We start from the raw sequence: 22792 nt of genomic DNA, 5'->3' as shown, positions 1-22792 counted from the left end.
CGCCCGCATCCGACCCTGGAGAGGAGAACGGTGCTCCCCTTCTTCGTCTACGGCACGCTGCGCCCCGGCGAGCACAACCACGACCTCTTCCTCCGGGGCCGCACGAGGTCCGAGGAACCGGCGACGATGCGGGGCCTGACGCTCTACGCCGGCCCCGGCTACCCGTACGCCGTCGAGGCTCCCGGCGAAGCGGCGGCGGTGAAGGGCGACCTGATCACGGCCCGCCCCGAGGCGTACGAGGCGCTCCTGCGGTCCCTGGACCACCTGGAGGAGTACAGCCCCGGCGCCCCCACCAACCTGTACGAACGAGTCAGCCGCGCCGCCGTCCTCGCCGACGGCACGTCGGTGCAGGCGTGGGTGTACGTCGCCGCGCCGACGGTCGCTGCGCGGCTGCGGGCGCGGGGGACACGGATCGAGAGCGGGGACTGGTCGGGGGAGGGGCGTGTGGGCGCCTCATAGCTCGGGGCCGCGGGTTCGTGGGCAGCTGCGGGTGGGTGGGGTCTGTTCGCGCAGTTCCCAGCGCCCCTGAAGGGAACGGGGCGCAGCCCCGGTCGCTTTTCAGGGGCGCTGGGAACTGCGCGAGAAACCACGACGGCCCCGCACCCGCCCGACAACAGTGGCCCCCGAGCTCCTAGGCGCCCGGCCCCACCCCCAACCGCGGTCGTCGTACCGCATGGCGGTATGCCGTCAGCTCGGCCAGCGCCCCGTCGAAGCCCGTACCGAGCGCCAGCGCGACCCACCCACTCGCGAACTCCGCGCCCGGCTTCAGCCCCTCACCCCCCTGGTGCTCACCGGTGGCGGGCCCGCCGAGCGCCAGATACGTCCGCCCCGCAGCCTCGCCCACCTCCCCCACCCCACTCGACGCGGACTCGATCTGCCACAGCCACGTCCGCCCGTCCGTACGGCACCGCAGGGCCCCCATCGTGAAAGGCCCGTCCCCCGAGCAAGGACACTGCGTGAGCCACTCGTCGCGCCCCTGGAACACCGTCAACTCCTCGGGGGAGGGCAGCCCGCCCAGCAGCAGACTCCCCAGCGACCGCATGGTGACCGGCGCGTCCCCCTCGTTGCGCAGCCGCACCCGGGACCGCAGCACGCAGACCCCGTCAGGAGAGGCGAACTCCACGAAGGCGGCCACCCCGCTCTCCGGGTCCCGCAACTCGACGACGAGTCGATGCCAGCGGACACCGGGTCCGCCCTCCGCTTCGAGCGCCGAACGATGCGCCCGGTAGCGCAGCCGCTCACCGAGCACGGAACCCGTGAACGGGGGCCGAGACCTCCCGCTCCCCTCCCCGTGCAGCACGACATCGACCAGCGGCAGCAGGACGTCGGCCTCGACCTCCTCCGGATCACCCGGACGCCGTACGCGCACCAACCGCGCCGTGTCACCGCTCAGGTCGAAGTCGACGGCGAGCGCGGAATGCCCCCACCGATAGGAGAGGCTCCACGGGAAGGCGTTGGCCCACTCACTCTCCGACTGCGGCATGCGATCCCCCCCCGGCTCGACGGTGCTCCCGGTGTGCACGGCAGCCCCGGCCACCCGCCGTGAGCACCACTTGAGGTCTACGAGAAACAACGCCCGAATGCTCAAGCGGCCACCCCGACGGCGGGTCGGCCGCCCCCGCACGGAAGGGGCCGTGCCGGTGCGTCGAGCCCGTCGCGTAGAGCGGCCCAGAGAACGCGTCGCTCCTCACCCCCGGGCAGTAGGGCACCAAGCGACGGGCTGACGCACCGGCACGGCCCCGCCCCACGAACCGAGGCGCCCCACGCACAGATAGCCGCCCACGAACCGAGGCGCCCCTCGAACCGAGGCGCCCCTCGAACCGAGGCGCCCCACGAACCGAGGCGCCCCACGCACCGGGCGGCCCCCCCCCGCACGCCACCGCCCCCCCCGCACCCGGGACCGACCGCCCCGCCCCCTACTTCCCCACGGCCTCCACCCGCACCGCGCACGCCTTGAACTCCGGCATCCGGGACGTGGGGTCGAGCGCCGGATTCGTCAACGTGTTGGCACGCCCTTCCCCCGGCCAGTGGAACGGCATGAACACGGTGTCGGGCCGGATCGCCGTGGTGATCCGCGCCGGCGCCACCGCCCGCCCCCGCCGCGAGACGACGGCCACGGGGTCCCCCTCCGCCGCGCCCAGCCGTTCGGCCAGCCGCGGATGCAGCTCCACGAACGGCCCCGGCGCCGCCGCGTTCAACTCGTCCACGCGCCGCGTCTGCGCCCCGGACTGGTACTGGGCCACGACCCGCCCGGTGGTGAGCAGCACCGGATACTCGTCGTCCGGCTCCTCCGCCGCCGCCCGATGCGAGACGGGCACGAACCGCGCCCGCCCGTCCTCCGTGGCGAACCGTTCAAGAAAGAGCCGCGGCGTCCCAGGATGCGCACCCTCACCCGCCACGCCCTCCCCACCGAAGCCCGAAACCGCTACCCCACCGGAGCCCGAATCCGCACCCCCACCGGAGCCCGAATTCGCGCCCCCACCGGAGCCCGGATTCGCGCCCCCACCGGAGCCCGAATCCGCACCCCCACGGGCCCCCAACTCGTCACCCGCCGCTCCCTCCGCCGCGCCCCCCGGCGCCGGGCACGGCCAGAACACCCCGTTCTCCTCGGCGAGCCTGCGGTACGTGATCCCCGAGTAGTCGGCCACCCCGCCCGCGCTGGCCCGCCGCAGCTCCTCGAAGACCTCCTCCGCGTCGGTCGGGAACCCCTTCTCGACGCCCAGCCGGTCCGCCAGCTCGTGCATGACCTCCAGGTCGCTGCGGACACCGTCGGGCGGTGTGATCGCCCGCCGCCGCAGCAGGACCCGGCCCTCCAGGTTGGTCGTCGTGCCGGTCTCCTCGGCCCACTGCGTCACCGGCAGTACGACGTCCGCGAGCGCCGCCGTCTCCGACAGCACGACATCGCACACCGCCAGGAACTCCAGCGACTTGATCCGTTCCTCGATGTGCGCGGCGCGCGGCGCGGACACCACCGGGTTGGACCCCATCAGCAGCAGCGCCCGGATGTCGGTGCCGAGCGCGTCCAGCAGCTCGTACGCGCTCCGCCCGGGGCCGGGCAGGCTGTCGGGGTCGACGCCCCACACCTCGGCGACGTGCCGGCGCGCCTCGGGGTCGACCAGCTTGCGGTAGCCGGGCAACTGGTCGGCCTTCTGCCCGTGTTCCCGCCCGCCCTGCCCGTTGCCCTGCCCGGTGAGGCACCCGTACCCGGACAGCGGTCGCCCGGCGCGTCCCGTCGCCAGTGTCAGATTGATCCACGCGCCGACGGTGTCCGTGCCCTTGGACTGCTGCTCGGGCCCGCGCGCGGTGAGCACCATCGCGTGCTCCGGCTCGCAGAACAGCCGTACCGTGTCCCGGAGTTGGGGAACGGGCACCCCGGTGATCCGCTCCACGTACTCCGGCCAGTGCGCCATGGCCGCGGCCCGCGCCTCCTCCCAGCCGCTCGTCCGTTCGAGGATGTACTGCTCGTCGGTGCGTCCCTCGGCGACGATCAGATGCAGCAGTCCGAGGGCGAGCGCGAGATCGGTACCGGGCCGTGGCGCGAGATGCAGGTCGGCCTGTTCGGCGGTGCGGGTGCGGCGCGGGTCGATGACGACGAGCTTGCCGCCGTTCTCCCGCAGTTCCGTGAAGTACCGCAGCGCCGGCGGCATTGTCTCGGCGAGGTTCGACCCTACGAGGACGACACACCCCGTCCTCGGGATGTCCTCCAGCGGGAACGGCAGCCCCCGGTCCAGCCCGAACGCCTTGATGCCGGCGGCCGCGGCGGAGGACATGCAGAAGCGCCCGTTGTAGTCGATCTGCGAGGTGCCGAGCACGATCCGGGCGAACTTGCCGAGCGCGTACGCCTTCTCGTTGGTGAGTCCGCCGCCGCCGAACACACCGCACGCGTCCGGGCCATGCTCCGTACGCGTGCGGGTGAGCTCCTCGGCGATCCGGTCGAGTGCCTCGTCCCAGGAGGCGGGCTCCAGGACGCCCGCCCTTCTGACCAGAGGAGTGGTCAGCCGCACCCGGGACGAGAGCACCGCCGGCGCCGTACGGCCCTTGCCGCACAGCGCGCCCCGGTTCACCGGGAAGTCCGCGCGCTCCGAGACCACAACGACACCGTCGGTCCCGTCCGCAGCGGGCGTCAGGTTCATCCCGCACTGCAGGGCGCAGTACGGGCAGTGGGTGGGCGTCGCGGAGTTCGGCATACCACTCAGCGTGCGTCGGGCGTGTTACGCGCCGGGGCGCCCTGGCGTTACGCGACCGGCACGGGGACCTCCCGGCGGGTGCCGGGCGGGAGTGAGGTGCGGACGGGCGGTGGGTGCGTGAACGGTTCGGGCGATGTCGCAGTTCTGTCACCGTGTGCGGCCGTCCGGGCGCTGACCGTCCAGGCGTTCGGTGCCGCGTGCTAGAACTACGGGCGCACCGGCACGGGGGTCGTGGCATGAGTCCCGTGCGGCGCACGTCCTGTCACGTGGCCCGGGAGGGCCGTAGGGGGAAGAAGGATCATCACCGTGAACCGCATGCGCACGACCGTCGCCGTCCTGGGTGCCGCGGGCGCCCTGACCGCCGCCCAGCTGGGCCTCGCCGGCACCGCCGCCGCGGCGGGCGCCGACGCCCAGGCCGGCGGCTGCCCGATCAAGATCTCCACCCCGAAGCGCTTCTACGTCGACCACAACGGCTGGGTGACCAACGGCGGTCTGTACTTCGGCCTGAAGAACACCAGCAAGAGCAAGAGCTTCACCAGCGTCAGCCTCACGATCAACAAGCCCAAGAACCTGACGTTCGGTTACGCGACGCCGACCAAGGGCAGCAAGATCACCAAGCGGACGACGAAGACCGTCACCGTCTCCACCAAGAAGCTGGCGGCCCTGGGCAAGTCCGGTTTCCGCGTCAAGACCCGTATGGGCGACGTCGAGCGCGACTACGAGGTCAAGCTCACCGTCCGCGGCAAGGGCTGGGACTGCGCCGTGGACCAGGGCTGGTGGGGCACGATCGACCACAACTAGGGCCTGTCCCGTGTTGCATCGGCCGGGGTCCCGACACAGGGGCCCCGGCCGACGCATGTCGGCGGCCCGCACCACGTCGGCAGCGAAGCCGGCAGGCCCGGCGAGTCCGGCGGCACATTCGGCCCCGAGGCCCTGGCCCTGGCGCCGTGAGGCCGTGAGGCCGTGAGGCCGTGAGGCCGTGACGCCCGAGGCCCCGGTGACCCGTCCTCCGCACGCCACCATTGGGGCGCACCGCTCGGGCCGCCCCCGCGTGGCGCCACGCCCGCCGAGCGCGCACGGCCCAGCATGGGCGGATCCAGCTCCCCCCTTCCCGACCGAGGCGATGCGATGCCCGACCGCTCCGGCCACATCCGCACCGAGGGCGCCGCGCCGGGGTGGACCTCACGGCACCGGCCGCCCGAGCAGTCCCTGTTCAACGGCATCTACGGGCTGGTCCTGGCCAGCGCCCTGGCTGCCGCGCTCGACCCGGCGGGCGAGGAGGCGGACCCCGGCTCGGACGCGCTGTGGGTCGTGTTCACCGCGCTGGCGTCGGCCGCCGCACATGGGTACGCGCACGTCATCGCACACCGCGCGTCCGCCGACGGGGCGGCCGTCCCGAGCAGGCTGCGGCTGGTGCTCGGCGAGTGGCCGCTGGTGGCGGCCGTTCTGCCCACGGTGGCGCTCCTGCTCGGCGCGGCGGCCGGCTGGTGGGCCGAGTCGGTCGCGGTGAACGTGGCCCTGCTGTTCAACACCGTCGCCCTGTTCGGGTGGGGCGTGGTGACCGCCCGCACCGCCGGTTACGGATGGCCGTCCGCGTGCCGCGCGGGCACCATGGACATGCTGATCGGCCTGGCGATCATCCTCGCGAACGCGCTGATCCACTAGCGTTGGCGCGCCGACGCGAGCGCCCGCGCCACCCCCGGCTCCTCCGGTCCGAGGAACCGTGGGTCCGGCTCGAACAGGGCGTCGAGGGACGCCTTGCCCGCGGCGAACAGTTCGCGGGTGGCGCCGTAGTACCAGGTCTCGTCGTGCCGGTCCTGCACGCCGACGCCGTACGACGTGACGCCCGCCTCCTGGCACAGGGCGACCGCCCGGCGGATGTGGAAGCCCTGGCTGATGAGCACCGCGCGGTCGACGCCGAAGATCTTCTTGGCGCGGACACAGGAGTCCCACGTGTCGAACCCGGCGTAGTCGCTGACGATGTGCCGGTCGGGCACCCCGTGGTCGGTGAGGTAGGCCCGCATCGCGTCGGGCTCGTCGTACTCCTCCCGGCTGTTGTCGCCGGTGACGAGCACGACCTCTATGCGGCCCGAGCGGTACAGCTCGGCCGCCGCGTCCAGTCGTCGCGCCAGGTACGGCGACGGCTCGCCCTGCCACAGCCCCGCCCCGAAGACCATCGCGACCTGCGTGCGCGGGACGTCGGCCGTGGTCCGCAGCCGGCCGTCGGCGGCGGTGAACATCCAGGTCGAGGGCAGCAGCGCCAGTACGCACAGCGCCATCGCCACCTGCACCGCACGCCGCCGCCCCGTACGGGTTCGCGGCAGCCGGAGCACCCGTCTCACACGTCCCACCGCAAGCCCCCGTCCGTGGCACGCACACTTGTGTCGTGCTTGTTTCGACGGACCCGACCCGGCCCGTCCTTCCGACCAACGAAGACGTCATCGACGGTGATCCGGTTCACCGCGGAGCGTGGCAAGTTTCACTCGATCGTGTTGAAATCGCAGGTCAAGGGGGGCTCACACTCCCGCAGGGCACGCCGTGAACCGCTGGAAAACACCCGTCACCACGGTGCAACGGGGAGGCAACCTCATCCCGACACCATCGACGCATGACGGCGACGACGAGCAACACGACGGGCCAGCCGAACGCGGACCTCGCCAGTACGGCGCACCTCATGAACCGGATCGGTGACCAGTTGGCCAGTCAGCTCAGCCTCGTCTCGCTCAACGGGACCCGGCGCCCCGCCCCGCCCGCCCCCGCGCTCGTCCTGGTGGCGCACGGCAGCCGCGACCCCCGCGCCCTCGCCACCGTGCGCACCCTCATGGACCGCGTGCGCGAGCAGCGCCCCGGTCTGTCGGTGCATCTGGGCCACATCGAGCTGAACGAGCCCCTGCTCCCCGACACCCTCGCCGCTCTCGGTGACCGTGAGGCCGTCCTCGCCCCCCTCCTCCTCAGCCGCGGCTACCACGTCAAGCGGGACATCCCCGAGATGGCCGCCGACAGCGCGGTACGCGCGCGTGTCGCCGCTCCGCTCGGCCCGCACCCGCTCCTCGTGGAGACCCTGCACGCCCGTCTCGTCGAGGCCGGCTGGCGCACCCGCATGGACGCCGAGACCCGCCGTACCAGCGCCGTCGTCCTCGCCGCGGCCGGCTCACGTGACCCCGAGTCGAGGGTCGACACCGGCCGTACCGCCCATCTCCTCGCCGAACGCCTCGGCGTGCCCGTCGTCCCCGCCTACGCCACCACCGCCGCGCCCACCGTCCCCGACGCCGTCGCCGCCCTCGCGGCCCGGGGCCGCACCCGGGTGGCGGTCGCCTCCTGCTTCACGGCCCCCGGCCGTTTCGCCACGGAGTGCGCGCAGGCGGCCCCCTGGATCGCCTCGGCCCCCCTGGGCACCCACCCGGCGATGGCGAGCCTGGTCCTGCACCGCTACGACCAGGCCATGGCTACCCCGGACGCGACTTGGGAGCGACGGCTGGCGACGGCGTAGGGCCGCCCCCCCCCCCCCACGAGGGCGCGCGTTCAGGGGGCGCGGGGCTGTATCGAATGTGCGGCTCCGCCGCGTGGGCGCGACATGCCACGACGCACCCGCACCCGCACCTGCCCTCGCCCGACGACCCAACCCGACTGACGACCCGCCCCGACGAACCGACCCCGGCGGACGACCAGGCACCCCCATTTGTCACAGCCTCCCCGTACTGTCGAATCATGGAAGGCACCGCACCCCCCGACCACGACACCCCCGCGAGCCACGACGCCCCGGCCGGCTACGACCCGCCCTCCGCGGAGCGCTACGCCCCCGAGCACGACAAACGCCCCGGCCGCACCGCCTTCCAGCGCGACCGTGCCCGCGTCCTGCACTCCGCGGCGCTGCGCAGACTCGCCGGCAAGACCCAGGTGGTCACGCCCGGCACCCGCACCCCCGCCTGGGACGCCAGCCCCCGCACCCGCCTCACCCACTCCCTGGAGTGCGCCCAGGTCGGCCGGGAGCTGGGCGCGGCCCTCGGCTGCGACCCGGACCTCGTCGAGGCCGCCTGCCTCTCCCACGACCTCGGCCACCCCCCGTTCGGCCACAACGGCGAACAGGCCCTGAACGAATTCGCCGAGGACTGCGGCGGTTTCGAGGGCAACGCCCAGTCCCTGCGCCTGCTGGCCCGGCTCGAACCCAAGCGGTTCGTACGGTCCGCCGAGTCAGGCGACCCCGTCAGCGTCGGCCTCAACCTGACCCGCGCCACCCTGGACGCCGCCACCAAGTACCCCTGGCCCCGGGGCGCCCACCCCACCGACCCGGCGTCCCCCAAGTTCGGTGTCTACGAGGACGACCGCGCCGTCTTCGACTGGGTCAGAAAGGGCGCCCCCGACGGCCGTACGACGTTCGAGGCGCAGGTCATGGACTGGTCCGACGACGTGGCGTACTCGGTGCACGACGTCGAGGACGGCCTGCACGCCGGGCACATCGACCCCAACTGCCTGCACGCGGAGCCCGAGCGGCAGGCGGTGTTCGACGTGGCGCGCGGCCGGTACGTGCCCGCCGACACCGACCCCGCCGAACTGGCCGAGGCCCTCGACCGGCTCCTCGACCAGGAGTGGTGGCCGCACGGCTACGACGGGACGGCCGTCGCGCAGGCCCGGCTGAAGGATGCCACCAGCCAGCTCATCGGCCGCTTCTGCCTCGCCGCCGAGGGAGCGACCCGGCAGACGTACGGCGGGGGGCACCTCACCCGGTACGCCGCCGAACTGGTCGTCCCGCGCGGCGCGCGCCTGGAGTGCGCGGTCCTCAAGGCCGTCGCCGACCGGTATGTGATGCAGCGCGCCGAGCAGGAGCGGCTCCGCGCCGACCAGCGTGTCGTTGTCGCGGAGTTGGCCGAGGCCCTCACCGCCCGCGCCCCGGACGGGCTCGACCCGCAGTTCCGCGCGCTGTTCGACTCGGCGCCGGACGACCGTGCCCGCAAGCGGGTGATCATCGATCAGATCGCCTGCCTCACCGACGCGTCTGCCCGCTCGCTGCACGCGAGACTGACGAACGCGACCGGCGGGGGGTGACCGACAGCTCGGGGAACAGCTCGTGACCGAGAGCGCACGACCGGTGGCGCGTGACCGACGGCGTGTGACCCACGGGGCGTATGGGGCATCCATGTGACCCTCCGTGGCCTGATCGGGTCACTACCTCTTCCCGCATCACGCTCTGTGCGGGACGCTCGCATGTGGACGCACCCTCAAGAGGAGGCATCAAGTGGTCGACGCGGATCAGACATTCGTCATCGTCGGAGGCGGTCTCGCCGGCGCGAAGGCGGCCGAGACGCTCCGAGCGGAGGGTTTCACCGGCCGCGTGATACTGATCTGCGACGAACGCGACCACCCGTACGAGCGCCCGCCGCTGTCCAAGGGCTATCTGCTGGGCAAGGAGGAACGCGACAGCGTCTTCGTCCACGAGCCGTCCTGGTACGCGCGCAACGACATCGAGCTGCACCTCGGCCAGACCGTCGACAAGATCGACCGCGCGGCGAAGACCGTGCACTTCGGGGACGACGGCACCTTCGTCCACTACGACAAGCTGCTGCTGGCGACCGGCGCCGAGCCCCGCCGCCTGGACATCCCGGGCACGGACCTCGCGGGCGTCCACCATCTGCGCCGCCTCGCCCACGCCGAACGCCTCAAGGGGGTCCTCGCCGCCCTCGGCCGGGACAACGGCCACCTGGTCGTCGCGGGCGCCGGCTGGATCGGCCTGGAGGTCGCGGCGGCGGCCCGCGAGTACGGCGCCGAGGTCACCGTCGTCGAGCCGGAGCCCACACCCCTGCACGGCGTCCTCGGCCCCGAGCTGGGCAACCTCTTCGCCGAGCTGCACCGCGAGCACGGGGTGCGCTTCGCCTTCGGCGCGAAGCTCACCGAGATCGTCGGCCAGGACGGCATGGTCCTCGCCGCACGGACGGACACGGGCGAGGAGCACCCGGCGCACGACGTCCTCGCCGCGATCGGCGCGGCGCCCCGCATCGGCCTGGCCGAGGCCGCCGGACTGGAGATCGCCGACCGGGCGCACGGCGCAGGCGTGGTGGTCGACGAGCGGCTGCGCACCTCCGACCCGTCGATCTACGCCGCCGGTGACGTCGTCTCCTTCCCGCACCCCCTGTTCGACACCCGGCTGCGGGTCGAGCACTGGGCCAACGCACTGAACGGCGGCCCGGCCGCCGCCCGGTCCATGCTCGGCAAGGACGTCACCTACGACCGGGTGCCCTACTTCTTCTCCGACCAGTACGACATGGGCATGGAGTACTCGGGGTGGGCGCCACCCGGCTCGTACGACCAGGTGGTGATCCGCGGGGACGCAGGGAAACGCGAGTTCATCGCCTTCTGGGTCAAGGAGGGACGGGTCCTCGCCGGGATGAACGTGAATGTGTGGGACGTCACGGAGCAGATCCAGAAGCTCATCAGGTCACGGGCCCGGGTCGACGTGGACGCGCTCTCCAGCCCCCAGGTGCCCCTGGACGGGCTGATCGCGGCCTCCTAGGGCCTGTCGTTCGGATCACGCCTGGGCCGTGGGGCCCGACGTCGGCATGATCCGAACGACAGACCCTGGCTGTCGGTGCGCCCCCGTAGAATCACCGCGTGGCAGGACGGATCAACGACGAGGACGTGAAGGCGGTACGGGACGCGGTCCCGATCGACGCCGTGGTGTCCGAGTACCTCCAGCTGCGCAACGCCGGCGGGGGGAACCTGAAGGGGCTGTGCCCCTTCCACGACGAGAAGTCGCCGTCCTTCCAGGTCAGCCCGAGCAAGGGACTCTTCCACTGCTTCGGCTGCCAGGAGGGCGGCGACACCATCACGTTCGTGATGAAGGTCGACCACCTCTCCTTCTCGGAGGCCGTCGAGCGGCTCGCCGCCCAGGCGGGCATCACCCTGCGCTACGAGGAGGGCGGGTACAACCCCTCGCACCAGCGCGGGGAGCGCATCCGCCTCGTCGAGGCCCACAAGATCGCCGCCGAGTGGTACGCGGAGCAGCTCGCGACCAGCCCCGAGGCCGACACCGGGCGGATCTTCCTCGCCGAGCGGGGCTTCGACCAGGCCGCCGCCGTCCACTTCGGTGTCGGCTACAGCCCCCAGGGCTGGGACCACCTCACCCGCTACCTCCGCGGCAAGGGCTTCACCGACAAGGAGCTGCTCCTGTCCGGGCTCGCCCAGGAGGGCCGCCGGGGCCCCATCGACCGGTTCCGGGGCCGGCTGATGTGGCCGATCCGCGACATCGGCGGCGACGTCGTGGGCTTCGGCGCCCGCAAGCTGTACGAGGCGGACAACGGTCCGAAGTACCTCAACACCCCCGACACCCCGATCTACCGCAAGTCCCAGGTGCTCTACGGCATCGACCTCGCCAAGAAGGACATCGCCAAGGCCAGCCGGGCCGTGGTCGTCGAGGGCTACACCGACGTCATGGCCTGCCACCTCGCCGGCGTCACCACCGCCATCGCCACCTGCGGCACGGCCTTCGGCGGCGAACACATCAAGATCCTCCGCCGACTGCTCATGGACAACGGCTCCGCCCGGGTGATCTTCACCTTCGACGGCGACGCGGCCGGCCAGAAGGCCGCTCTGCGGGCCTTCGAGGACGACCAGAAGTTCGCCGCCGAGACCTACATCGCCATCGCCCCCGACGGCATGGACCCCTGCGAGCTGCGCCTGGCCAAGGGCGACGACGCGGTCGCCGAGCTGGTCGAACCCCGCACCCCGCTCTTCGAGTTCGCCCTCCGGCACATCGTGGCTCGCTACGACCTGGAGACCGCCGCGGGGCGCGCCTCCGCCCTCGACGAGGCGGCCCCCGTCGTGGCCCGCATCAAGAACAGCGGCGCCCAGCACGAGGTCGCCGTGCAGCTCGCCGGCATGCTCGGCATCCTCGACACCCAGTTCGTCGTCAAGCGCGTCGCCCAGCTGGCCCGCTGGGCCCGCGACCGCGGCGGCAAGGGCCCCGCACCCGCCCCCCAGCAGCCCGCGCAGCCGTACGAGACCGCCGCCCGCCGCCCCTCGGGCCCCGCCCTGGTCCTGCGCAACCCCGTCTACGCCACCGAGCGCGAGCTCCTCAAACTCGCCCTCCAGCGGCCCGAGTTGGTGGCCCCCGCATTCGACGCGTACGGGATCGACGAATTCACCGCCGCCCCCTACGCGGCCGTGCGCGAGGCGATCATCGAGGCGGGCGGCGTCGAGTTCGGCGTCGAGGACCCGCAGGAGTACCTGGTCCGCGTCCGGGAGGCCGCGCCGGACGACGCCGTGCGCGCCATGGTGACGGAGCTCGCCGTCGAGGCGATCATGCGCAAGACGGTCGACGAGATCTACGCCGGCGCCCAGCTGGTCACCGTCCGCCGCCGCGCCGTCGAGCGCCGCGTACGGGACGTCCAGAGCAGCCTGGCCCGCCTCGGCGCCCACGGCGACCCGGCCCAGCTTGCCGCCGTGCAGAACGAGTTGTGGGTGCTCCAGCAGTACGACCAGGCCCTGCGGGAGAGGGGCGCGGAAGCGCTCTAGAAGAGGGGAACATCCCCGGCGCACTTGCCAATCGGGCGCCGGTCCCCGCAGGTCGCCCCGGTTCCGTACGCGCTTCAAGCTGTTTCACGGCCTGTCAGCGGCCCACTCGTCCGTGAGAGTAACCGTGGGGTCACGGACCGGACGCAAAAAGTCACCGCACGCCCCTCGTGGCGGCTGTGTGTCGTACTCCACACTGGGTTCCGGTGCCTGAGTCCTCGGAGCGCGGCCGACCCGTCCCCCCTGGGTCCGAGATCCCCGCGGTTCCGCTCGATGAGTACGGGATGGAGGGCGGACGGGCCGCCCGCGCCATCCCCGACATACCGCTGCCGTACGCGTCAGCAGCGACATCCCTGGAGGTCGCCCCCGTGCAGACCCAGACCCTCATACAGAACGACACCAGTACGGCCCTGAGTACCGACGGCGCGGAGCCGGGCGCGGAGACCGGCGTGATCCACGCGGTCCCGGCCCAGAGCCGCGCCGCGCACCACCCCGAGACGGCGCCGGAGCCCCCGCCGGACGCCGACGAGCCGCCCGCGGCGGCCGTGGAGGCCATCGAGACGGCCGAACCCGAGCCCGTCGAACTGCCGCGCCGCACCGACACCAGCGCCCCCTCCTCCGACCTGTTCCGCCAGTACCTGCGGGAGATCGGCCGCATCCCGCTGCTCACGGCTGCCGAGGAGGTGGAACTGGCCCGCCGGGTGGAGGCCGGCCTGTTCGCCGAGGAGAAGCTCGGCACCACCCCCGACCTCGACAGTCGGCTCGCCCTCGACCTCGACCGGCTGGTCGTCCTGGGCCGCATGGCCAAGCGCCGCCTCATCGAGGCGAACCTGCGGCTCGTCGTGTCCGTGGCCAAGCGATACGTGGGCCGCGGCCTGACCATGCTGGACCTCGTCCAGGAGGGCAACCTGGGCCTCATCCGGGCCGTCGAGAAGTTCGACTACGCCCGCGGCTACAAGTTCTCCACGTACGCGACCTGGTGGATCCGCCAGGCCATGTCCCGCGCGCTCGCGGACCAGGCCCGCACGATCCGCGTCCCCGTCCACGTCGTGGAACTCATCAACCGGGTCGTCCGCGTCCAGCGCCGCATGCTCCAGGAGCGGGGCTACGAGCCGACGCCGGAAGAGGTCGCCGCCCACCTCGACCTGCTGCCCGAGCGGGTCAGCGAGGTGCTCCGCCTCGCCCAGGAGCCGGTGTCCCTGCACGCCCCCGTGGGCGAGGAGGACGACGTGGCGCTCGGCGACCTCATCGAGGACGGCGACGCGGCGAGCCCCGTGGAGTCGGCGGCGTTCCTGCTGCTGCGGGAACACCTGGAGGCGGTGCTGTCGACGCTGGGGGAGCGGGAACGCAAGGTGGTGCAGCTGCGGTACGGGCTCGCGGACGGGCGGCCGCGGACGCTGGAGGAGATCGGCCGGATCTTCGGGGTGACCCGGGAGCGGATACGGCAGATCGAGTCGAAGACGCTGAACAAGCTGAGGGACCACGCGTTCGCGGATCAGCTGCGGGGTTATCTGGACTGAGGGGCGCCTAGTGGCTCGGGGGCGCGCTGTTTGTTCGGCGGGTGCGGGTGGTGTGTGGTTTCTCGCGCAGTTCCCCGCGCCCCTGAAAAGCCGGGGGCTGCGCCCCAGGCTTTTCAGGATGAAGGGCGGGCCGCAGGCCCGTTCCCTTCAGGGGCGCGGGGCGGTGACATAGGCGGCTCCGCCGCGTGGGCGCGACCAGCCCCCACGCACCCGCACCCGACAACGCGCCCCTCAGTTCCCCTCGCCTCAGTCCACCTCGGCCACCGCTTCCGCGAACTGCGCCTTGTACAACCGCGCGTACGCCCCGCCCGACGCGAGAAGCTCCTCGTGCGCGCCCTGTTCGACGATCGAGCCGTTCTCCATGACCAGGATCGTGTCGGCGTCCCGGATCGTGGACAGGCGGTGCGCGATGACGAACGACGTCCGCCCGTGCGCCAGTTTGGCCATCGCCTTCTGGATCAGCACCTCGGTCCGGGTGTCAACCGAGCTCGTCGCCTCGTCCAGCACCAGGATCACCGGGTCCGACAGGAACGCGCGGGCGATGGTGATGAGCTGCTTCTCACCCGCGCTCACCCCGGTGCCCTCGTCGTCGATCACCGTGTCGTAGCCGTCCGGCAGCGTCCGGATGAACCGGTCCGCGTGCGCGGCGCGGGCCGCCTCCTCGATCTCCCCGCGTGTCACCTTGCGCGCGGTGGACGCCCCGTACGCGATGTTGTCCGCGATGGTCCCGCCGAACAGCCAGGTGTCCTGGAGGACCATCCCTATCCCGTCGCGCAGTTCGTCACGGGACATGGACGCGATGTCCACGCCGTCCAGCGTGATCCGCCCACCGGTGACCTCGTAGAACCGCATCAGCAGGTTCACCAGGGTGGTCTTGCCGGCGCCCGTGGGGCCCACGATCGCGACCGTGTGGCCGGGCTCGACCACCAGCGACAGGTCCTCGATCAGCGGCTTGTCCGGCTCGTAGCGGAAGGAGACGTGCTCCAGCGCCACCCGCCCGCGCAGTTCCTCCGGCCGCACCCCGGGCACGGCGTCCGCGGCCTGCTCCTCCGCGTCGAGCAGCTCGAAGATCCGCTCGGCGGAGGCGACGCCCGACTGCACCAGGTTCGCCATGGACGCGACCTGCGTCAGCGGCATCGAGAACTGCCGCGAGTACTGGATGAAGGCCTGCACGTCGCCGATGGACAGGGCGCCGGTGGCCACCCGCAGTCCACCGACCACGGCGACCAGCACATAGTTGATGTTCGACACGAAGAACATCAGCGGCTGCATGATCCCGCTGTTGAACTGGGCCTTGAACCCGGCCTCGTACAGTCGCTCGTTCTCCTCGGCGAACTGCTTCGCCGACTCCTCCTGCCGGCCGAACACCTTCACGAGGGTGTGCCCGGTGTACATCTCCTCGATGTGCGCGTTGAGCTTCCCGGTGGTCCGCCACTGCGCCACGAAGTGCGGCTGCGACCGCTTGCCGACGCGGGTGGCCACCACGAACGACAGCGGCACGGTCACCAGCGCGACCAGCGCCAGCAGCGGCGACACCCAGACCATCATCACCAGCACACCGACGATCGTCAGCAGCGAGTTGACGAGCTGCCCCATCGACTGCTGGAGCGTCTGGCCGATGTTGTCGATGTCGTTGGTGGCCCGGCTGAGCACCTCACCGCGCTGCCGCTTGTCGAAGTACGACAGGGGCAGCCGCGACAGCTTCGCCTGGAGCTCCGCCCGCAGGTGGAACATCGTCCGGTTGATGGCCCGGTTGGAGAGCCGGGTGGCACCCGCCATCAGCAGGCCCGCGACCAGGAAGATGCCGAGGGCAACCAGCAGCACCGCGCCGACGGCCTCGAAATCGATGCCCTTGCCCGGCGTGAAGTCCGTGCCGGACAGCATCTCGGCGACACCGCCGTCACCGCGCTCGCGCAGCCCTTCGAGCACCTCGGCCTTGGTCCGGCCGGCCGGCATCTCCCGTCCGACCACGCCCGCGAAGACCAGGTCGGTCGCCCGGCCGAGGATCCACGGGCCCAGCACCGACAGACCGACGCTGATCACCGCGCACACGATCATCGCGTACATGGTGAACCGCTCGGGCTTGAACTGCGCGAGCAGTCGTTTCCCGGACCCCTTGAAGTCCATGGACTGCTGATCGGGGCCGCCCCCGGCTCCCGCCATGCGTCCCAACGGCCCGGCCATCAGGCTGCCTCCGCTTCCGTCAGCTGGGAGAGCACGATCTCCCGGTACGTCTCGTTCTCGGCCATCAACTCGTGGTGCCGTCCTGTCCCGACGACGCGGCCCTCGTCCAGGACCACGATCCGGTCGGCGTCCCGGATGGTCGCCACCCGCTGGGCCACGATGACGACGGTCGCCTCGGCGGTCTCCTGCGACAGGGCCGCCCGCAGCGCCGCGTCCGTCGCGTAGTCGAGCGCGGAGAACGAGTCGTCGAAGAGATAGATCTCCGGGCGCTGCACCAGCGTCCGCGCGATCGCCAGTCGCTGCCGCTGACCGCCCGACACATTGGTGCCGCCCTGCGCGATGGGGGCGTTCAGCCCGCCCTCCAGCCGCTCGACGAAATCCTTGGCCTGCGCCACCTCCAGCGCGTGCCACAGCTCCTCGTCGGTGGCGTCCGGATTGCCGTACCGCAGGTTCGTCGCCACGGTCCCCGAGAAGAGGTACGGCTTCTGCGGCACCAGGCTCACCGTCCTGGCCAGCAGCCGCGGATCGAGGGTACGTACGTCGACGCCGTCGACGAGCACCTCGCCCTCGGTCGCGTCGAACAGCCGGGGGACCAGCCCCAGCAGCGTCGACTTCCCGCTGCCGGTCGACCCGATGACGGCGGTCGTCTCACCCGGCCGCGCCACGACCTCGATGGACCTGAGTACCGGCTCCTCGGCCCCCGGGTAACGGAACCCGGCTCCACGGATCTCCAGGAACCCGCTCCGCCGCAGCTCCCGCACAGGCGCGAGGGGAGGCACGACACTCGTCTCGGTGTCGAGGACCTCCTGGATGCGCTCGGCGCACACCTCGGCGCGCGGCATCATCATGAACATGAAGGTGGCCATCATCACCGCCATGACGATCTGCATCAGATAGGCGAGGAAGGCGGTGAGCGCGCCGATCTCCATCCCGCCGCTGTCGATCCGGTGGGCGCCGAACCACACCACGGCGATCGACGAGAAGTTGATGACGGTCATCACGATCGGGAACATCAGCGCCAGCATCCGGCCGGTGCCCAGGGACACGTCCGTCAGCTCGGTGTTCGACGTGCGGAAGCGGTCCTTCTCGTACTCGTCCCGGACGAAGGCCCGGATGACCCGGTTGCCGGTGATCTGCTCGCGCAGCACCCGGTTCACCACGTCGAGCCGCTCCTGCATGGTGCGGAACAGGGGGCGCAACCGGCGCACGATGAGACTGACGGAGATACCGAGCACCGGCACGACGGCCAACAGCACGCCCGACAGCGGTACGTCCAGACCGAGCGCCAGCACGATGCCGCCCACACACATGATCGGCGCGGACACCACCAGGGTGAACGTCATCAGCGCCAGCATCTGGACCTGCTGGACGTCGTTCGTCGTCCGTGTGATCAGCGACGGCGCCCCGAAGTGACCGACCTCACGCGCCGAGAACGACTGCACCCGGTCGAACACGGCCGCCCGGATGTCCCGCCCGACCGCCGCCGCCGTTCGGGCGCCGTAGTACACGGCCCCGATGTTGCAGACGACCTGGACCAGCGAGATCCCGATCATCAGCGCGCCGAAGGCCAGGATGTAGCCCGAGTCGCCCTGCACGACACCGTTGTCGATGATGTCCGCGTTCAGTGTGGGCAGGTAGAGCGTGGCGCACGTCTGCACGAACTGCAGCAGCACCAGCAGGGCGATGGGTTTCTTGTACGGACGTAGATGGCTTCTGAGCAGTTGTATGAGCACGCGAGGTCTCTCGGAGTCGGCGACGGGATGGGATGCACCACCCCCCATCGTCGAACACTCCACCCGCGTTACCTCAACCGAATTAACCCAACGGTGAAGGATCGATGGCGAATCTTGGCGGTCGACGGGCGACTCGCGTCCGCGCGTCCGGCCTGGGCCGTCACGCCCGGAACGCCCCCGGATGCGTCTGTTCGCGGACCGCCACGTACTGCTGGCGCACCGCCTGCCCCACGGCCAGTTCCTCGCCCGGCTCCAGGATCTGAGCGGCCGCCCCGGGCCACATCGGCGGCGTCCGCGGGTCGAGCGTGCCCTGGGACACCCCGAGCGCCCAGGCCGCCTGCCGCGCGGCGCCGACCGCCGCGTAGTCCGCCGGCTGTGGTACGACGACCTGCACCCCGAACAGCGCCGGCGCCGCCGCCTGCACCGCGGGCAGCTCGGCCGCCGCACCCAGCATGAAGATCCGCCGGACGGCGACGCCGCGGCCTCGCAGCACGTCCAGCGCGTCCGCGAGCCCGCACAGCATGCCCTCGAACGCGGCCCGCGCGAAGTGCTCCGGCTTCATCGACTCCCGCCGCAGCCCGGCCAGCGTCCCCGCCGTGTGCGGGAGGTTCGGCGTCCGCTCGCCCTCCAGATACGGCAGCATCACCAGCCCGTGCGAGCCCGGCGTCGACTTCAGCGCCAGATCGGAGAGCCCCTCCAGGTCGGGCACGCCGAGCATCTCGGCGGCGCCCCGCAGCGTCCGTACGGCGTTCAGCGTGGTGACGACCGGAAGGTGCATCCCCGTGGCGTCGGCCAGCGAGGTGATCATCCCCGAGGAGTCGACGAGCGCCTCGGTGTGCACGGCCATCACGGACCCGCTGGCGCCCAGCGACACCACCGCGTCCCCGAGCCCGATGCCGAGCCCGAACGCGGCGGCCATGGTCTCGCCGGTGCCGGCGGAGATGAGGAGCCCCTCCGGCGTCGTACCGGCGGCGTCCGACGGGCCCAGCACCTCGGGGAGCATCACCTGGTGCCCGAGCGCCATCTCGACGAGGTCGGTCCGGTACTGGCCGGTCGCCGCGTTCCAGTACCCGGTGCCCGAGGCGCCGCCCCGGTCGGTGGTCCGCCGCACGGGCCGCCCCAGCAGCTGCCAGACCAGCCAGTCGTGCGCCTGGAGCAGCACGGCCGTCCGCATGGCCGCGTCGGGCTCCGTACGGCTCATCCAGCGCAGCTTCGTCACCGGTTGCGCGGCCCCCGGCACGCACCCGACGGCCTCCGCCCACGCTCCGCGGCCCCCGAGCGCGTCGATGAGGTCGGCCGCGGCGACCTGGGCGCGCTTGTCACCGCCGACCATCGCCGGACGCACGGCGTTGCCCTGCGCGTCCAGCGCGATCAGCCCGTTCTGCTGTGACGAGACCCCGATCGCCTGCACGCCCTCCAGCAGCCCGCCGCCGGCCGCCTCCCCCAGGGACAGCAGCCACGCCTGCGGATCGACGTCCGCGGGACGCCCTCCGTTCGGCGCGGGCTCCACCGGGTGTGGGGCATACCCCTGCCTGAGCACGGCCCCTGTGTCCGAGTCACAGACGACAATGCGCGTAAATTCGGGCGAACTGTCCAGCCCGGCGACTATCCCCATGGCAGAAATTCTGCCGCACGGGGAGGGGTGTGGCGTGCCGTGGAGCGAGGGCCGGGGTTCGCCGGGGTACACGCACGTCGGCGACCGGCCACGATGGGCCGATCGCCGACGACGAGCGAAATCTCTTGCGTCCCCACGGGGAGACCGGGCGCCGCCAACGCCCCACCCGTCCTGTCGGGGTCGGGTGTTACTGGCGCCCCACGCGTCCGCGTCCGGTCGGGGCCGGGGTGTCACTGGCACCCCGGCCCTTCGGTCGAGGCCGGTGGTGCTGCTGGTACCCAGGTCGCATCCGGTCGAGGCCGGTGGTGCCGGGCCCCTGTGGTCCCTTGGGCGCTACGTGTTGCTGGTGCCCCAGTCGTCGGGGCCCGAGCCGTTCGCGTTGCGATCCCGCAGCGAGCGGACCCGGCCGGCGACGGACTCCGGCACGCGGTCGCCGACCTTCTCGCTGACCACGTGGTACGCCTTGCCGGCGAAGACGCGCCCCTGCTGGGCGGCCGACTCCGCGGTGTTGCGCACGGCCGGGTTCTGTGCCACCTGCCGGGCGGACTTCTTCAGCTGTTCGTAACGCTCGCGTCCGGCGCGTGTGCCCAGGACGTACCCCAGGGCCAGTCCGGCAAAGAACGTGAGCCGATAGCGCATGGCGGCCACCCTTCCCTTACGTCTGCGTCGGTCCCTTGCGTTGCCCTGCGCGGGCGGCGGGCGCGGGGGATACCGATTGGCGGAGCACCCCCCAGCTTGCGCTAATGTATGTGTCGCAGCGAGCGCACGCCCCCTGGCGAATACCCAGGTAGGTGCGTTCGATGCAACGAGGCATTCCTCCGTAGCTCAATTGGCAGAGCAGCCGGCTGTTAACCGGCAGGTTACTGGTTCGAGTCCAGTCGGGGGAGCTCGGTCCTCCGTAGCTCAATTGGCAGAGCAGCCGGCTGTTAACCGGCAGGTTACTGGTTCGAGTCCAGTCGGGGGAGCTCGGTCCTCCGTAGCTCAATTGGCAGAGCAGCCGGCTGTTAACCGGCAGGTTACTGGTTCGAGTCCAGTCGGGGGAGCAGCCTGAACGAGGACCCCACGGGGTCCTTTTTCATGTCCGGGGGAACCGCGCGGGCCGCGTCGTGGTCTCCATGGTCAAGAAGCGCATGCGTGAAGCCGACCATCCGAAGCAGGAGATCGTATGAGCGGCTATGCTGCGGCAGACGGCGCGCACAAATGTGCGCGACACGCCGTACGGGGCGGTAGCTCAGCCGGTTAGAGCAGCGGACTCATAATCCGTCGGCCGTGGGTTCGAGTCCCACCCGCCCCACTTCCGCAGGTCTCTGACCTGCGGAAACGTTCATTTTGTCCTGTCGGGTCGTCAACTTCGCCTGAACGGACCGAATCCGCTGCTCGCGACTTCGATCTTGTTGCCATCGGCGTTGGTTCGAACTTCTCTGACCTGCACAGACGTGGTGGCCCGCCATCGAGGCAAGCCGCCGTAAGTGGCCTGTGCGAGCGGTTGGACGCTGCATTCGGGACGCTGGCAGGACGCAGGTATTCGGCAGTGGCTGCCCGGCATCATCACCTACGCCGTCCGGCTGTGGGTGGCCGGGCGCGTGCGGTGTGGCGGTGGGCCGCCGGGGTGCTGCGCAACGTCTGGCCCGGTGCGCTCGCGGACGTCGGCGAGGGTCACTCCAGGGGCGAGGTCGACCAGGGACAGGCCGTCCGGGGTGATATCGAGGACGGCGAGGTCGGTGATGATCCGGTGGACGCACGCCTGTCCGGTCAGCGGCAGCGTGCACTCGTCGACGATTTTCGGTGAGCCGTCCTTGGCAGTGTGTTCCATGACGACGACGACCCTGCCGGCGCCGTGCACCAGGTCCATGGCACCACCCATGCCTTTGATCATCTTGCCGGGTACGGTCCAGTTGGCGAGATCCCCGGCTGCGGAGACCTGCATGCCGCCCAGCACGGCCACATCGATGCGGCCGCCGCGGATCATCCCGAAGGACAGCGCCGAGTCGAAGAAGGAGGCGCCGGGCCGGACGGTGACGGTCTCCTTGCCGGCGTTGATCAGGTCGGGGTCGACCTCGTCCTCCGCCGGGTAGGGGCCGGTGCCCAGGATGCCGTTCTCCGAGTGCAGCACCACGTGGACGCCGGGCGGGAGGTGGTCGGGGATGAGGGTGGGCAGACCGATGCCCAGGTTGACGTAGGAGCCGTCGGGCAGTTCGAGGGCGGCGCGTGCCGCCATCTCGTCGCGGGTCCAGGCCATCAGTGCCGCTCCTTCCGTGTGCGGACGGTCCGCTTCTCGATGCCCTTGTCGTCGGTGGGGACGGGGCCCACGACCCGGTCGACGTAGATGCCGGGTAGGTGGACGGTGTCGGGGTCGATGGCGCCGGGTTCGACGAGTTCCTCGACCTCGGCGATCGTGATACGGCCCGCCATGGCCGCCAGGGGATTGAAGTTGGCGGCGCTGCGGTGAAAGAAGAGGTTGCCGTGTCGGTCGCCGCGGGCGGCCCGCACGAGGGCGAAGTCGGTGGTGATGGCCTCCTCCAGGACGTACGTCCGGCCGCGGAACTCCCGCGTCTCCTTGGGCGGGGAGGCCACGGTGACGCTGCCGTCGGGGCCGTAGCGCCAGGGCAGTCCGCCCTCGGCGACCTGGGTGCCGACCCCGGCCGGGGTGTAGAAGGCGGGGATGCCGGTGCCGCCGGCGCGTAGCCGTTCGGCGAGGGTGCCCTGCGGGGTGAGCTCCACCTCCAGCTCACCGGCGAGGTACTGGCGGGCGAACTCCTTGTTCTCCCCGACGTAGGAGCCGGTGACCCGGGCGATCCGGCTGGCCGTCAGCAGGACGCCGAGCCCTTGGCCGTCAATGCCGCAGTTGTTGGAGACCACGCGCAGTCCGCCGGTGCCCTGGGTGTGCAGGGCGCCGATGAGGACGGTGGGGATGCCGCACAGCCCGAAGCCGCCCACCGCCAGAGATGCCCCTTCCGGTATGTCGGCGACCGCGTCGGCGGCCGAGGCCATGACCTTGTCCACGTTGTTTCGTGCCTTTCTCCCGGTGCCGGACGGAGCGGTCCGGCACCG

Annotated in this window: 17 protein-coding genes and 4 tRNA genes; 12 read left to right on the top strand and 9 right to left on the bottom strand. The window is 71.7% G+C overall.

The annotated features are described in order from the left end of the window. The first annotated feature begins 30 nt into the window (after positions 1–30). The gene (locus M8J73_RS13235; protein WP_249828635.1) at positions 31–459 is read left to right on the top strand and encodes a gamma-glutamylcyclotransferase family protein; all 429 of its coding nucleotides are present in this window, start codon (positions 31–33) and stop codon (positions 457–459) included. A 172-nt stretch (positions 460–631) separates the two neighbouring features. Here M8J73_RS13235 and M8J73_RS13230 read toward each other — a convergent pair whose 3' ends face one another. Then, positions 632–1483: a hypothetical protein gene (locus M8J73_RS13230; protein WP_249828634.1), complete on the bottom strand. Its 852-nt coding sequence runs from the start codon at positions 1481–1483 to the stop codon at positions 632–634. A 433-nt stretch (positions 1484–1916) separates the two neighbouring features. Next, positions 1917–4187: a molybdopterin oxidoreductase family protein gene (locus tag M8J73_RS13225; protein ID WP_249828633.1), complete on the bottom strand. Its 2271-nt coding sequence runs from the start codon at positions 4185–4187 to the stop codon at positions 1917–1919. Between the two features lie 315 nt (positions 4188–4502). On the opposite strand from M8J73_RS13225, the gene M8J73_RS13220 reads away from it, so the two are divergent. Together M8J73_RS13220 and M8J73_RS13215 are read left to right on the top strand one after the other, a co-directional pair. After that, on the top strand, positions 4503–4988 hold the full coding sequence (locus tag M8J73_RS13220; RefSeq protein WP_240501653.1) for a hypothetical protein: 486 nt from the start codon (positions 4503–4505) through the stop codon (positions 4986–4988). Between the two features lie 327 nt (positions 4989–5315). Next, positions 5316–5852 carry a hypothetical protein gene (locus tag M8J73_RS13215; RefSeq protein WP_055541859.1) on the top strand — a complete coding sequence of 179 codons (537 nt, stop codon included), beginning with the start codon at positions 5316–5318 and terminating at the stop codon, positions 5850–5852. Here the strand turns inward: M8J73_RS13215 and M8J73_RS13210 are convergent. Next, the gene (locus tag M8J73_RS13210) at positions 5849–6520 is read right to left on the bottom strand and encodes a SanA/YdcF family protein (protein WP_249828667.1); all 672 of its coding nucleotides are present in this window, start codon (positions 6518–6520) and stop codon (positions 5849–5851) included. The two genes, M8J73_RS13215 and M8J73_RS13210, sit on opposite strands and share 4 nt — an antisense overlap. A 275-nt stretch (positions 6521–6795) precedes the next feature. Here M8J73_RS13210 and M8J73_RS13205 point away from each other — a divergent pair, with 275 nt between their 5' ends. The 5 genes from M8J73_RS13205 to M8J73_RS13185 all read left to right on the top strand — a co-directional run bounded on the left by M8J73_RS13205 (position 6796) and on the right by M8J73_RS13185 (position 14209). Beyond that, positions 6796–7677, top strand: a complete 882-nt coding sequence (locus M8J73_RS13205) for a sirohydrochlorin chelatase (protein ID WP_249828632.1) — start codon at positions 6796–6798, stop codon at positions 7675–7677. A 218-nt stretch (positions 7678–7895) separates the two neighbouring features. Next, positions 7896–9230 carry a deoxyguanosinetriphosphate triphosphohydrolase gene (locus tag M8J73_RS13200; RefSeq protein WP_249828631.1) on the top strand — a complete coding sequence of 445 codons (1335 nt, stop codon included), beginning with the start codon at positions 7896–7898 and terminating at the stop codon, positions 9228–9230. A 190-nt stretch (positions 9231–9420) separates the two neighbouring features. Beyond that, the gene (locus M8J73_RS13195) at positions 9421–10692 is read left to right on the top strand and encodes an NAD(P)/FAD-dependent oxidoreductase (protein ID WP_055542467.1); all 1272 of its coding nucleotides are present in this window, start codon (positions 9421–9423) and stop codon (positions 10690–10692) included. Between the two features lie 98 nt (positions 10693–10790). After that, the gene (dnaG, locus tag M8J73_RS13190; protein ID WP_249828630.1) at positions 10791–12692 is read left to right on the top strand and encodes a DNA primase; all 1902 of its coding nucleotides are present in this window, start codon (positions 10791–10793) and stop codon (positions 12690–12692) included. Positions 12693–12895: 203 nt separating this feature from the next. After that, a complete protein-coding gene (locus M8J73_RS13185; protein WP_055540838.1) occupies positions 12896–14209 on the top strand; it encodes an RNA polymerase sigma factor in 1314 nt (437 codons plus the stop codon). Positions 14210–14455: 246 nt separating this feature from the next. Here M8J73_RS13185 and M8J73_RS13180 read toward each other — a convergent pair whose 3' ends face one another. The 4 genes from M8J73_RS13180 to M8J73_RS13165 all read right to left on the bottom strand — a co-directional run bounded on the left by M8J73_RS13180 (position 14456) and on the right by M8J73_RS13165 (position 20380). Further along, positions 14456–16393: an ABC transporter ATP-binding protein gene (locus tag M8J73_RS13180; protein WP_055539626.1), complete on the bottom strand. Its 1938-nt coding sequence runs from the start codon at positions 16391–16393 to the stop codon at positions 14456–14458. Then, positions 16393–18126 (bottom strand): ABC transporter ATP-binding protein, encoded by a 1734-nt coding sequence (locus M8J73_RS13175; RefSeq protein WP_055539625.1) that lies wholly within the window; start codon positions 18124–18126, stop codon positions 16393–16395. The genes M8J73_RS13180 and M8J73_RS13175 overlap by 1 nt, the downstream gene beginning before the upstream one ends. A gap of 160 nt (positions 18127–18286) precedes the next feature. Next, positions 18287–19741: an FGGY family carbohydrate kinase gene (locus M8J73_RS13170; protein ID WP_079054926.1), complete on the bottom strand. Its 1455-nt coding sequence runs from the start codon at positions 19739–19741 to the stop codon at positions 18287–18289. Positions 19742–20074: 333 nt separating this feature from the next. Further along, positions 20075–20380, bottom strand: a complete 306-nt coding sequence (locus M8J73_RS13165) for a hypothetical protein (protein WP_055539623.1) — start codon at positions 20378–20380, stop codon at positions 20075–20077. A gap of 175 nt (positions 20381–20555) precedes the next feature. On the opposite strand from M8J73_RS13165, the gene M8J73_RS13160 reads away from it, so the two are divergent. The 4 genes from M8J73_RS13160 (at position 20556) to M8J73_RS13145 (ending at position 21035) form a co-directional block, all read left to right on the top strand. After that, positions 20556–20628: transfer RNA gene (locus M8J73_RS13160), tRNA-Asn, on the top strand. Positions 20629–20633: 5 nt separating this feature from the next. Continuing rightward, positions 20634–20706, top strand: a tRNA-Asn gene (locus M8J73_RS13155). A gap of 5 nt (positions 20707–20711) precedes the next feature. Continuing rightward, positions 20712–20784 (top strand) — tRNA-Asn (locus M8J73_RS13150). A 177-nt stretch (positions 20785–20961) separates the two neighbouring features. Further along, positions 20962–21035: transfer RNA gene (locus M8J73_RS13145), tRNA-Ile, on the top strand. Between the two features lie 258 nt (positions 21036–21293). On the opposite strand, the gene M8J73_RS13140 is transcribed toward M8J73_RS13145, so the two are convergent. Continuing rightward, positions 21294–21980, bottom strand: coding sequence for a CoA transferase subunit B (locus M8J73_RS13140; RefSeq protein ID WP_055539622.1), 687 nt, complete (start codon positions 21978–21980; stop codon positions 21294–21296). After that, the gene (locus M8J73_RS13135; RefSeq protein WP_055539621.1) at positions 21980–22744 is read right to left on the bottom strand and encodes a CoA transferase subunit A; all 765 of its coding nucleotides are present in this window, start codon (positions 22742–22744) and stop codon (positions 21980–21982) included. The genes M8J73_RS13140 and M8J73_RS13135 overlap by 1 nt, the downstream gene beginning before the upstream one ends. Positions 22745–22792 lie beyond the last annotated feature (48 nt).

Source organism: Streptomyces neyagawaensis, assembly GCF_023516595.1.
Lineage (GTDB): Bacteria > Actinomycetota > Actinomycetes > Streptomycetales > Streptomycetaceae > Streptomyces > Streptomyces neyagawaensis.
The sequence above is the reverse complement of the archived record's forward strand: the minus strand, read 5'-3'. Positions and strand labels throughout refer to the sequence as shown.